At 73.1% G+C, this 9,665-nt stretch carries 8 protein-coding genes; 6 read left to right on the plus strand and 2 right to left on the minus strand.

The window, feature by feature from the left end; genetic code table 11:
• From DKT69_RS29590 to serA, 4 genes are all read left to right on the plus strand, one after another.
• Window positions 1–1,794: acetolactate synthase large subunit (locus tag DKT69_RS29590; protein WP_109804748.1), on the plus strand; the 1,794-nt coding region annotated here is incomplete at its 5' end.
• Complete coding sequence (gene ilvN / locus DKT69_RS29595; protein WP_109804749.1) at window positions 1,794–2,309, plus strand: acetolactate synthase small subunit; 516 nt, start codon at window positions 1,794–1,796, stop codon at window positions 2,307–2,309. The genes DKT69_RS29590 and ilvN, both read left to right, overlap by 1 nt.
• Window positions 2,310–2,364: 55 nt before the next feature.
• Window positions 2,365–3,378: a ketol-acid reductoisomerase gene (gene ilvC / locus DKT69_RS29600; protein WP_109804750.1), complete on the plus strand. Its 1,014-nt coding sequence runs from the start codon at window positions 2,365–2,367 to the stop codon at window positions 3,376–3,378.
• A gap of 257 nt (window positions 3,379–3,635) precedes the next feature.
• Window positions 3,636–5,234: a phosphoglycerate dehydrogenase gene (serA, locus tag DKT69_RS29605; protein WP_109804751.1), complete on the plus strand. Its 1,599-nt coding sequence runs from the start codon at window positions 3,636–3,638 to the stop codon at window positions 5,232–5,234.
• Window positions 5,235–5,299: 65 nt separating this feature from the next.
• On the opposite strand, the gene DKT69_RS29610 is transcribed toward serA, so the two are convergent.
• Together DKT69_RS29610 and DKT69_RS29615 are read right to left on the minus strand one after the other, a co-directional pair.
• Window positions 5,300–5,656: a hypothetical protein gene (locus DKT69_RS29610; protein ID WP_201749923.1), complete on the minus strand. Its 357-nt coding sequence runs from the start codon at window positions 5,654–5,656 to the stop codon at window positions 5,300–5,302.
• Between the two features lie 387 nt (window positions 5,657–6,043).
• Window positions 6,044–6,916 carry an FAD:protein FMN transferase gene (locus tag DKT69_RS29615; RefSeq protein ID WP_109804753.1) on the minus strand — a complete coding sequence of 291 codons (873 nt, stop codon included), beginning with the start codon at window positions 6,914–6,916 and terminating at the stop codon, window positions 6,044–6,046.
• 223 nt (window positions 6,917–7,139) lie between these two features.
• On the opposite strand from DKT69_RS29615, the gene DKT69_RS29620 reads away from it, so the two are divergent.
• Both DKT69_RS29620 and DKT69_RS29625 read left to right on the plus strand, forming a co-directional pair.
• On the plus strand, window positions 7,140–8,171 hold the full coding sequence (locus tag DKT69_RS29620; RefSeq protein WP_109804754.1) for a 3-isopropylmalate dehydrogenase: 1,032 nt from the start codon (window positions 7,140–7,142) through the stop codon (window positions 8,169–8,171).
• 218 nt (window positions 8,172–8,389) lie between these two features.
• Entirely contained in the window at window positions 8,390–9,487 is a 1,098-nt protein-coding gene (locus DKT69_RS29625; protein WP_109804755.1) for a branched-chain amino acid aminotransferase, read from the plus strand.
• Window positions 9,488–9,665 lie beyond the last annotated feature (178 nt).

The following is a 9,665-nucleotide window of genomic DNA, read 5'->3' on the forward strand; positions in this document are numbered from 1 at the left end:
CCCCGCAACGGGGCCACCCCGGCCGCTCCGGCGGTACGGCAGGCCGCCCCGACGGAGGTCTCCGGCGCGGGATCGCTCGTGCGGTCGCTCGAGGCGCTCGGCGTCGACGTGGTCTTCGGCATTCCGGGCGGTGCGATTCTGCCGGCGTACGACCCGCTCTACGACTCCACCGTGCGGCACATCCTGGTCCGCCATGAGCAGGGTGCCGGCCACGCCGCCACCGGCTACGCGCAGGCGACCGGGAAGGTCGGCGTCTGCATCGCGACCTCCGGGCCGGGCGCGACGAACCTGGTCACCCCGATCGCCGACGCGTACATGGACTCGGTGCCGATGGTGGCGATCACCGGCCAGGTCGCGCGTCCCTCGATCGGCACGGACGCCTTCCAGGAGGCCGACATCCAGGGCATCACCCTGCCGATCACCAAGCACAACTTCCTGGTGCAGACCGCCGAGGAGATCCCGCAGGTCCTGGCCGAGGCGTTCCACCTGGCCTCGACCGGCCGGCCCGGCCCGGTGCTGGTGGACATCCCCAAGGACGTCCTCCAGACGCCGACCACCTTCGCCTGGCCGCCCACTCTGGACCTGCCCGGCTACCGGCCGACCCTGCACCCGCACGGCAAGCAGATCCGGGAGGCGGCCCGGCTGATGACCGGCGCCCGCCGCCCGGTGCTCTACGTCGGCGGCGGCGTGCTCAAGGCCGGCGCCACCGAGGGGCTGCGCCGGCTGGCCGAGCTGACCGGCATCCCGGTGGTCACCACGCTGATGGCGCTCGGCGCGTTCCCCGACTCGCACCGGCAGCACCTCGGCATGCCGGGCATGCACGGCACCGTCGCCGCGGTCTACGGCCTGCAGAAGGCCGACCTGATCGTGGCGCTGGGAGCCCGCTTCGACGACCGGGTCACCGGCAAGCTGGACTCGTTCGCCCCGGACGCGACCGTGGTGCACGCCGACATCGACCCGGCCGAGATCGGTAAGAACCGGCACGCGGACGTGCCGATCGTCGGCGACGCCCGGCACGTGATCGACGAGCTGATCGCCGCGGTCACCACCGAGCGGGCCGCCGGCCACCCGGCCGACCTCGGCGACTGGTGGACCCAGCTCGACGACCTGCGCGAGCGCTACCCGCTCGGCTACGAGGAGCCGGCCGACGGCACCCTCTCCCCGCAGTACGTGATCAAGCGGCTGGGCGAGATCGCCGGCCCGGACACGATCTTCGTGGCCGGCGTCGGGCAGCACCAGATGTGGGCCAGCCAGTTCATCTCGTACGAGAAGCCGCACACCTGGCTCAACTCCGGCGGCCTCGGCACCATGGGGTACGCGGTGCCGGCGGCGATGGGCGCCAAGGTCGGCAAGCCGGACACGGTGGTCTGGGCGGTGGACGGCGACGGTTGCTTCCAGATGACCAACCAGGAGCTGGCCACCTGCGCGCTGGAGGGCATCCCGGTCAAGATCGCCGTGATCAACAACGGCAACCTGGGCATGGTCCGGCAGTGGCAGACGCTCTTCTACGGCGAGCGCTACTCCAACACCGAGCTGGGCACCCACAAGCACCGCATCCCCGACTTCGTGAAGCTCGCCGAGGCGCTCGGCTGCGTCGGGCTGCGCTGCGAGAACGCCGCCGACGTGGACAAGACCATCGAGGCGGCCATGGCGATCAACGACGCCCCCGTGGTGATCGACTTCGTGGTCGGCAAGGACGCCATGGTCTGGCCGATGGTCGCCGCGGGCACCAGCAACGACGAGATCATGTTCGCCCGGGGCGTCCGCCCCGCCTTCGACGAGGACGAGCTCTGATGACTCTGCACACGCTGTCCGTGCTGGTGGAGAACAAGCCGGGTGTCCTGGCCCGGGTCTCCGGCCTGTTCTCCCGGCGCGGCTTCAACATCGACAGCCTCGCCGTCGGCGAGACCGAGAACCCCGACGTCTCCCGGATCACCATCGTGGTCAACGCCGAGTCGTCCCCGCTGGAGCAGGTCACCAAGCAGCTCAACAAGCTGGTCAACGTGCTCAAGATCGTCGAGCTGGACCCGCAGGTCTCGGTCGCCCGGGAGCTGCTGCTGGTCAAGGTCCGCGCGGACCGCACCGCCCGGGCGCAGGTGCTGGAGACGGTGAACCTGTTCCGCGCCCGGGTGGTCGACGTCGCGCCGGACACGCTGACCATCGAGGCCACCGGCACCCCCGACAAGCTCGACGCGCTGCTGCGCGACCTCGAACCGTTCGGCATCAAGGAGATGGTCCAGTCCGGCACGGTGGCGATCGGGCGCGGCTCGCGTTCGATCACCGCCGGGCCCGCGCTGCGCGCCGCCTGACCACCACACAAGTCCACGACGGGCCGCTGCGGACCGCCGTACGAAAGGGAAGTCAATGAGCGTTGAGGTGTACTACGACGACGACGCCGACCTGGGCCTGATCCAGGGCCGCAAGGTCGCCGTGATCGGGTACGGCAGCCAGGGCCACGCCCACGCGCTGTCGCTGCGCGACTCCGGTGTCGACGTGGTGATCGGCCTGCCCGCCGGTTCGAAGAGCCGGCCGAAGGCCGAGGAGCAGGGCCTGCGGGTGCTCACCCCGGCCGAGGCGGCGGCCGAGGCCGACGTGATCATGATCCTGGCGCCGGACACCGCGCAGCGGGCCCTCTACGCCGAGGCGATCGCCCCGAACCTCGCCCCCGGCAAGGCAGTCTTCTTCGGCCACGGCTTCAACATCCGGTACGGCCTGATCACCCCGCCGGCGGACGTGGACGTGGCGATGGTGGCCCCGAAGGGCCCGGGCCACCTGGTCCGCCGCCAGTACGTCGACGGCAAGGGCGTGCCCTGCCTCGTCGCCGTCGAGCAGGACGCCAGCGGCAATGCCTTCCAGCTGGCCCTCTCGTACGCCAAGGGCATCGGCGGCACCCGGGCCGGGGCCATCCGGACCACCTTCACCGAGGAGACCGAGACCGACCTCTTCGGCGAGCAGGCGGTGCTCTGCGGCGGCGCGGCGGCGCTGGTGCAGACCGGCTTCGAGGTGCTCACCGAGGCCGGCTACGCCCCCGAGGTGGCCTACTTCGAGTGCCTGCACGAGCTGAAGCTGATCGTCGACCTGATGTACGAGGGCGGCATCGCCCGGATGCGCTACAGCGTCTCCGACACCGCCGAGTACGGCGACCTGTCCCGCGGCCCGCGGGTCATCGACTCCCGGGTCAAGGAGGAGATGCGCAAGATCCTCGGCGAGATCCAGTCCGGCGAGTTCGCCCGCGAGTGGGTGGCCGAGGACGAGGCCGGCCGGCCGAACTTCGCCAAGTGGCGGGCCGAGGGCGCGGCGCACCCGATCGAGGAGACCGGTCAGAAGCTGCGCGCCATGATGAGCTGGGTGGACCGGCCGATCACCGAGACCGCCTGACCCGCACGGTGGCGGGTCCGGCGCTCTCCCCGGCGCCGGGCCCGCCACCGCCTGCGTTCCGCCCCCGTTCAGCCCCGCGACATGTCGGGTTTGTGAGGGCACTCACCCCGCAACCCCGGACACGCCGACCGGCCCGCGCCCTACGATCCCAGGTAGGTGCGTAGCCGGCACCTGACGGCCATGGCACGGCTCACCGCAGGGCGCAGCGCGGCGTCCCCCGCCGTAGCCGACCGCTCTGACGACATCTACGAGGACCGATGAATCCTGTCGTACTGATCGCCGAAGAACTCGCTCCCGCCGCCATCGAGGTGCTCGCGCACGACTTCGACGTACGCCACGTCGACGGCACCGACCGCCCGGCCCTGCTCTCCGCGCTCGCCGAGGCCGACGCGGTGATCGTGCGCAGCGCCACCCAGATCGACGCCGAGGCGATCGCCGCCGCGCCGCGCCTGAAGGTGGTCGCCCGGGCCGGCGTCGGCCTGGACAACGTCGAGGTGCCGGCCGCCACCGCGCGGGGCGTCATGGTCGTCAACGCCCCCACCTCCAACATCGTCTCCGCCGCCGAGCAGGCCGTCGCGCTGCTGCTCGCCGTCGCCCGCAACACCGCCGCGGCCAGCGCCGCGCTCAAGGCAGGGGAGTGGAAGCGGTCCAAGTACACCGGCGTCGAGCTGCAGGGCAAGACCGTCGGCGTGGTGGGTCTCGGCCGCATCGGGGTGCTCTTCGCGCAGCGGATCGCCGCCTTCGGCACCCGGCTGATCGCGTACGACCCCTACATCCAGCCGGCCCGCGCCGCCCAGCTCGGCGTCCGCCTGGTCGGGCTGGAGGAGCTGCTGCGGGAGGCCGACTTCATCTCCATCCACCTGCCGAAGACCCCGGAGACGGTCGGCCTGATCGGCGAGAAGGAGCTGTCGATCGTCAAGCCGGGCGTGCGGATCGTCAACGCCGCCCGCGGCGGCCTGGTGGACGAGCAGGCCCTGGCCGACGCGATCGCCGAGGGCCGGGTCGCCGGCGCCGGCGTCGACGTGTACGCCAAGGAGCCCTGCACCTCCTCGCCGCTGTTCGCCTTCGACAACGTGGTGGCCACCCCGCACCTGGGCGCCTCCACCCACGAGGCGCAGGACAAGGCCGGCCTGGCCGTGGCCAAGAGCGTCAAGCTGGCGCTGCAGGGCGAGTTCGTGCCGGACGCGGTCAACGTGCAGGCCGGCGGGGTGGTCGCCGAGGACGTCCGCCCGCTGCTGCCGCTGGCCGAGAAGCTGGGCCGGGCGTTCACCGCGGTGGCCGGCGGGGTCGCCGCCAGCGTCACCGTCGAGGTGCGCGGCGAGATCGTCAACCACGACGTCTCGGTGCTCAAGCTCGCCGCCACCAAGGGGCTGTTCAGCTCGGTGGTCGAGGAGCAGGTCACCTACGTCAACGCGCCGCACCTGGCCGCCGAGCGCGGCGTCGAGGTGACCCTGACGACCCAGGCCGAGACGGTCGACCACGCGAACCTGGTCACCGTCCGTGGCGCGCTGCCGGACGGCCGCACGGTGAGCGTCTCCGGCACGGTGACCAGCACCGGCACCCGGGACGTCATCAAGCTGACCGAGGTGGACGGTTTCGACGTGGAGATCGGCGCGGAGGGCATCCTGGTCTTCCTGCGCTACGTCGACCGGCCGGGCGTGGTCGGCACCGTCGGCACCCTGCTCGGCGAGGCCGGGGTCAACATCGCCGCGATGCAGGTGGCCCGCCGGGAGGCCGGCGGCGAGACGCTGATGACGCTCACCGTCGACCAGGCGCTCGGCGCGGACCTGCTCAGCTCGGCGGCCGACTCGATCGGCGCGGTCGCGGCCAGCGCCGCCGACCTGCGCGACGAGTAGTCCACACGCGACACATCGGGGGCCCGGCCGACTCGGCCGGGTCCCTCGTCGTACGGGACTGCGGGTCAGGGGGTGACGCGGGCGGGCGGTGGGTAGACCGAGCCGTCCTGGGCGTCGAAGAGCATCAGGTCGTGCTCACCAGCCAACCGCTCGATGTCGAGCAGTACCTGGTCCTCGCAGGTCGGGAAGAGGTTCAGCTCCAGGTGGTCGGCCGCCGCGTGCAGCGGGGTGACCTCCCAGGGGCTGCCCGGCCCGGCGTGGCGGTCGGGATACACGGCGGTGATCGCCCGGTAGAAGCGGACCACTCTTGGGTCGGGGTGGCGGTCGGCGTGCCGCCCCTCGCGGCACCGCTGCACCGCTGCCCGCACCTCGGCGGGCGTGGCCCCTGCCGGAAGGGCCCACACGCTCAGATCGAAACTCACGGCGGACAGCGTGCCATCCCGCGTCCGCGCCGTCACCCCTGCCCCGCCGCAGGGCAGTCGCGGATTCCCGATCCGGGGGCGGTGACGGTCCGCTGTGGAGACTCTTGCGTCGAGTTGCGTCGATTCGCTAGCGTACCGGTGCGGTCGCTGGCGGAGTCGCGGCGTCGGCCCGTCTTCGGGTGGCGTGGTCGGACGTCCGGCCCACCGGTCCGCACCCCTCGATTGCGCGAGCCACGCGCACTCGTCGCTGACCGGCCTCCACAGTCGTTGCCGAGACCGTGGGGGCCGATCGCGGCGCTCCCGGCGCCGATCCGCCCGCCACCTGCACACCTCGCGCGGCCGTGGTGCGAGGAACGGCCGATCGGGGCGGCAGCGGGCAGCGGATCGTCAGCGGCGGTGGGCGAAGAGCGCCCGATAGTCCGAGCCGGTGCGGAACCAGGCCAGCCCGGCCGGGCCGGCGGCGTAGAGCGCGGTGGCGTAGGCGTCGGCCACGGCGAGGTCCGGGCCGACGACGGTGGCGGAGACCAGGTGGTCGGCGGGCTCACCGGTGTGCGGATCCACCACGTGGCCCCGACGGCCGGTGACCCCGGAGGTGCCCACCGCCCCGGCGGTCATCTCCAGCACCAGCGGGGCCCGGTGGGCGTCGGTCGGATGGTGCACCGCCACGCGCCAGGGGCCGCCGTGCGCGGCGTGGCCGCGTACCACCAGGTCGGCGCCGGTGAGCACGGCGTAGTCGTGGATGCCCGCGGCGCGCAGCCGGGCCGCGGCCCGCTCGACGGCCCAGCCGCCGAGCAGGCCGCCCGGGTCGAAGCCGCCCGGCACCGCCCAGGCGTCGAACCAGCCGTCGGTGGCCGCGCGCATCGCGGCGCAGCGGTCCACCAGGTCGGCCAGCGGCGGGTACGACTCGGGAGTGATCTCGCCCCGCCGCAGCCGGGAGACCAGGCTGTCCGGCCGGGCCGGCCCGTAGGTGAGGTCGATGGCGCGCAGCTCGGCCACGGCGTCCCGCAGCGCCTCCCCGACGATCCGCCGGCCGAGCCACCCGGGGGCGTTGAGCAGCAGCGAGTACTCGGCGGTGGAGGTGCGGACGGTGTGCTCGGCGGTGATCCGGTCGCCGGCGGTCCCGGCGGACCGGTCCAGCCGGTGGCTGCGGGTGCCGAGCCGCAGGTCGGGGCGGCGGGTGCGGAACCCCGCCTGGTCGACCCACCGGGTCCGGGGCTGCTCGTCGACCCATCGGGCCCGTGGCTGCTCGTCGATCCGCATCACACCTGCTCCTTCGCTGACGACGCCGCAGCGCCGCGGCGAAGCCGGTCACGGGCCCCCGTGACCCGTTCCCCACCGACCCTAGGCAGTGGAGATGACCGCACCATGAATGCCACCTGGGAGCCTCCTGAGGATTCCGGTTTCCCGCATGGTGGAAGGCGCGTACCGGGAGACGGGACGACGACGTACCGTTCACGGGAAGCGACGAGGTGAGGAGCGCCAGGTGGCACGGATCGCGGTGGTGGCCGGGGACGGGATCGGACCCGAGGTGGTCGCGGAGGCCCGCAAGGTCATCGACGCGGTGCTCCCCGGGGTCGAGGCCACCGAGTACGACCTCGGCGCCGCACGCTACCACCGCACCGGCGAGGTGCTGCCCGACTCCGTGCTGGCCGAGCTGGCCGGGCACGACGCCATCCTGCTGGGCGCGGTCGGCGACCCCACCGTGCCGCCGGGGGTGCTGGAGCGGGGGCTGCTGCTCAAGCTCCGGTTCGCCTTCGACCAGTACGTGAACCTCCGCCCGTCCCGGCTCTGGCCGGGGGTGCCCGGGCCGCTGGCCACCGTCAAGCCCGGTGAGGTCGACCTGGTCGTCGTCCGCGAGGGCACCGAGGGCCTGTACGCCGGCGCCGGCGGCTCGCTGCACCGGGACACCCCGGCCGAGGTGGCCACCGAGGAGAGCCTGAACACCCGGCACGGGGTGGAGCGGGTGATCCGGGACGCCTTCGCCCGGGCCGGCCGCCGCGAGCGGCGCAAGGTCACCCTGGTGCACAAGACCAACGTGCTCACCCACGCCGGCTCGCTCTGGGCCCGCGCCTTCGCGGCGGTGGCCGCCGAGCACCCCGACGTCACCACCGAGTACCAGCACGTCGACGCCGCCGCGATGTTCCTGGTCACCCAGCCCCAGCGGTACGACGTGGTGGTCACCGACAACCTCTTCGGCGACATCCTCACCGACATCGCCGCCGCGGTCACCGGCGGCATCGGCCTCGCCGCGAGCGGCTGCATCAACCCCGCCGGGACGTACCCGTCGATGTTCGAGCCGGTGCACGGCTCGGCGCCGGACATCGCCGGCAAGGGCGTGGCCGACCCGGTGGCCGCGGTGCTCTCCGCGGCGCTCCTGCTCGACCAGCTCGGCCACGCCGACGCCGCGGCCCGGGTCACCGCCGCGGTCGGCGCCGAGCTCGCCGGCCGGACCCCGGGCGTACCGCTGCGCACCGCCGAGGTCGGCGACCGGCTCGCCGGGTACGCCGTAGCCTGACCAGGGCCTTCCGCCGGCCCGGATCCGGGCCGCCAGACCCGCTCCGGGCCCACCCCGCGACGTCGTCCGCGGCGACGCGACCGCGATCGTTCTCGCCATTCGGCACGCTCGATCTGCCGGGGCGGAGCTATCCGCTGAACGACCGTTCGGGGTAAGTTTCTGGCACCAGATCCGGCGTGCGGTCCCGCATGTCGTCAACCCGCAGGGAGGTCAGCGCGATGAGCGGTGGTGACAAGCTCGATTTCGAGATCCGTCCGAATCCCGCGCCGGTATCCGCCGCCGATCGGGCCGCCCTGCTGGCCAACCCGGGCTTCGGCCGGGTCTTCACCGACCACATGGTGACGATCCGGTACGCCGACGGGAAGGGCTGGTACGACGCCCGGGTCGAGGCGCGGGCCCCGATCCCGATGGATCCGGCGAGCGCGGTGCTGCACTACGCGCAGGAGATCTTCGAGGGGCTGAAGGCGTACCGGACGGCCGAGGGCGCGGTGACGATGTTCCGCCCGGAGGCCAACGCCGCCCGCTTCGCCGCCTCGGCCCAGCGGCTGGCGATGCCCGAGCTGCCGCGGGAGACCTTCGTCGAGTCGCTGCGCCGGCTGGTGGAGATCGACCAGGAGTGGATCCCGGAGCACGAGGACGCCAGCCTCTACCTGCGGCCGTTCATGTTCGCCAGTGAGGTCTTCCTCGGCGTCCGGCCGGCCAACGAGTACCTCTACGTGGTCATCGCCTCGCCCGCCGGTGCGTACTTCTCCGGCGGGGTCAAGCCGATCACGGTCTGGGTCTCCCCGGACTACACCCGGGCCGCCCCGGGCGGCACCGGCGCCGCGAAGTGCGGCGGCAACTACGCCGCCTCGCTGGTCGCGCAGGCGGAGGCGATCGAGGCGGGCTGCGACCAGGTGGTCTTCCTGGACGCGGTCGAGCGCCGGTTCATCGACGAACTGGGCGGCATGAACGTCTTCTTCGTCTACGACGACAACACCCTGGTCACGCCGCCGCTGACCGGCACCATCCTGCCGGGCATCACCCGGGACGCGATCCTCACCCTGGCCGCCGCAGCCGGACACCGGATCGAGGAGCGGCCGATCAGCTTCGCCGACTGGCAGGCCGACGCGGCCAGCGGGCGGCTGCGCGAGGTCTTCGCCTGCGGCACGGCCGCCGTGATCACCCCGATCGGCCAGGTGCGCTTCCCCGACGGCGAGTTCCTCGTCGGCGGCGGGGAGCCGGGTCGGTCCACCATGGCGCTGCGGCAGCAGCTGGTGGACATCCAGCGCGGCCGGGTCGAGGACCCGTACGGCTGGGTGCAGCGGGTGCTCTGACCGGTCCCGCCGATCCGGCCCGGAATCCTTCCGCAACGGCCGGAGGCGCGTCGGCCGCTGCGGTGTGGTTGGCGACGGGGGCCGCGGGGTTGCCGGGGTGTCCCTGTGAAGCTGATGACGTAAACGATTCACCGGCTCGGCACCGTCGCCCCTCGCTCCCGCCCCCGCCCGCAGGTGC

It is taken from the genome of Micromonospora sicca (assembly GCF_003172935.1).
Lineage (GTDB): Bacteria > Actinomycetota > Actinomycetes > Mycobacteriales > Micromonosporaceae > Micromonospora > Micromonospora sicca.

Bases quoted from the DNA above. Each gene is read 5' to 3' on its own strand.
- ilvC (WP_109804750.1), top strand. From the start codon at position 2,365: ATGAGCGTTGAGGTGTACTACGACGACGACGCCGACCTGGGCCTGATC.
- DKT69_RS29625 (WP_109804755.1), top strand. From the start codon at position 8,390: ATGAGCGGTGGTGACAAGCTCGATTTCGAGATCCGTCCGAATCCCGCG.
- DKT69_RS29615 (WP_109804753.1), bottom strand. From the start codon at position 6,916: ATGCGGATCGACGAGCAGCCACGGGCCCGATGGGTCGACGAGCAGCCC.
- ilvN (WP_109804749.1), top strand. From the start codon at position 1,794: ATGACTCTGCACACGCTGTCCGTGCTGGTGGAGAACAAGCCGGGTGTC.
- serA (WP_109804751.1), top strand. From the start codon at position 3,636: ATGAATCCTGTCGTACTGATCGCCGAAGAACTCGCTCCCGCCGCCATC.